3 protein-coding genes are annotated in these 2,008 nt (G+C 71.2%); 1 reads left to right on the plus strand and 2 read right to left on the minus strand.

Annotated features, from left to right (window positions below; genetic code table 11):
• Positions 1–1,141: LuxR C-terminal-related transcriptional regulator (locus ON23_RS28055; protein WP_039781917.1), on the plus strand; the 1,141-nt coding region annotated here is incomplete at its 5' end.
• A gap of 9 nt (positions 1,142–1,150) precedes the next feature.
• Here ON23_RS28055 and ON23_RS28060 read toward each other — a convergent pair.
• Both ON23_RS28060 and ON23_RS28065 read right to left on the minus strand, forming a co-directional pair.
• Positions 1,151–1,711 (minus strand): hypothetical protein, encoded by a 561-nt coding sequence (locus ON23_RS28060; protein WP_039781919.1) that lies wholly within the window; start codon positions 1,709–1,711, stop codon positions 1,151–1,153.
• Positions 1,708–2,008, minus strand: a 301-nt coding sequence (locus ON23_RS28065; RefSeq protein ID WP_039781921.1) for a hypothetical protein, incomplete at its 5' end; no start/stop codon positions are given. The genes ON23_RS28060 and ON23_RS28065, both read right to left, overlap by 4 nt.

The following is a 2,008-nucleotide window of genomic DNA, read 5'->3' on the forward strand; positions in this document are numbered from 1 at the left end:
GGCACCGGACAGCCTGCTCACGACGATCAACCAGCTGATCGCGGTGGGGCAGGCCGAGCGCGCGATCGAGACGATCGCCCTGCTGGATCCGGTGTGGTCGCAGCACGGCCGGGTGCGCGAGCTGGAGACGGTGCTGTCCGGACTGCTGGCGCCGCGCACCGAGCCGCTGGCCGGCGTGTCGGCGGCGCTGTGCCGGGAATTGCTGGGGCTGTGGGCATTACGCACCGACCGGTTGCATCGGGCGATGCGCATGCTGACCGCGGCGGGACAGGCCTACCGCGAGGCGGGAGACGAATTCCGGGCCGCCCGGACGGGTGTGCCACTCGCCGCCGCGCTGTGCGCACTGGGTGACGTGGAATCGGCGCGGCACTGCCTGGCGCTGTCGTCGCGATTCGCGGGTCGGCTGTCGGAACGATTCGCCGACTGGATGTGGATCACCGAAGCCCTGGCCGGTCTTCCGGCTCGCGCCGAGGGCTGGGACGAGGTGGCGGCACGGATCCGGCGTTGCGCCGGATCGATTCGCCTGTCGGCGCTGAACGCACTGGCGCGCAGTCAGATCGGCGGGCCGACGCCGGACCGGTCGCTGGCGGTCTACCGCGAAGTGCTCGCGGACGAGGGCATCGCCGACCACGTGGTATCGGCCGTGATCGCGATCGAAGGCTGTGCCCGGGTCTACGACCGGGCCGGGGCCGCCCACCACGAGCATTCGGCACGATTGTGGCTGGCGGCGCGGCGGTTGCGCGCCCGGCACAGCATTCCGCAGCTCGATCCCGAGGATGTGCCCGGATCGGTCCATCGCCTCCGGACGATGTTGGGGCCGGAGCGGTTTCGGGAGATCGCCGCGCAGGTGAACCACTGGACGGTGGCAGATGCCGCCGCCTGTTCGCTGTCGGCACCGGCCACCCTCGAACCGGCGGACTCCCGGCTGGATGTGCTGACCGCCCGCCAGCGCGAGATCGCCGAGTTGGTGGCGACCGGACTGACCAACCGCATGATCGCCAAGCGGCTGAACCTCTCGGAATGGACCGTGGTCAACCACATCCGCCAGATCATGCAGAAGCTGGATTGCCGCTCCCGCCTGCACGTCGCGCTGGTCGTGCAGGGCGACGAGCACGCGGTGGCCGCCGACTCGTCGCAGTAGCCGGCACGGCTACCGGCAGTCGGCCACCAGTCGCAGATCGCGATGGAGCAGATGCCACACCGTGTGGTAGCTGTCCCGCAACGGCGAGGCGACACTGTCGAGATCGCCGGACTCGATGAGTGCCACCACGGTCGCGAACCGTGCCGGGTAGTCGTCCCACAGCGGCAGGGCGTCGCCGATAGCGGTGAGCAGATCGGCGACCTCGCCGTGCAGTTCGAGCACGCCGCGCGCGGCCACCGGACCGCGATCGCGCTGAAATGCGGTCACCGCGTTCTTGATTCGTGGATCGGCCTGTTCGAACCGATCGAGCAGGGCGACGATGCGGTCCCGCCCGGCCGGGGTCAGGTGACGGCAGACGGCGGTGAGCTCCACCTCGGCCGCGTGTTCGCCCGCCGGGGTGAGCGTGATCATGTCGCCGCGGGGGGTCGGGACCTGTGTGAACAGGGTCGCGTCGGTCAGCGGAGCGTCCGCACCGAAATGGTCGGCGGCCAGCCACCCGGCGACCCGCAGGGTGTGCAGGACTCGGGTGCGCCGGGGTATCACCACGAGCGCGTCGTCGGCGGTGGTCATCGTTGCGTCTCCGATCTGGGGGACAGGGTTTCTCGGATCGCCAGCAGGGTGCAGACGAAGCGCCGCTGCGCGGGGGAGTTCACCACGACGTAGCGCAGCGGAATGTCGGGCAGTTCCGCCAGCCACGGCCGATCGGCCGGACCGGCGCCGCAGACGAAGGCGATCGGCGAGCCGGCCGGCGCGCGGCGGGCGAGGTCGGGGTCGGCGGTGACGACGAGACCGGCGCCCGCGCCGTCCACCTCCGCGGACGGCAGGTCGTCGGGTGAGTCGACCACGGTCGTGCGCAGCGGTTCCCCG

This window comes from Nocardia cerradoensis NBRC 101014, from assembly GCF_000308535.1.
Classification (GTDB): Bacteria; Actinomycetota; Actinomycetes; order Mycobacteriales; family Mycobacteriaceae; genus Nocardia; species Nocardia cerradoensis.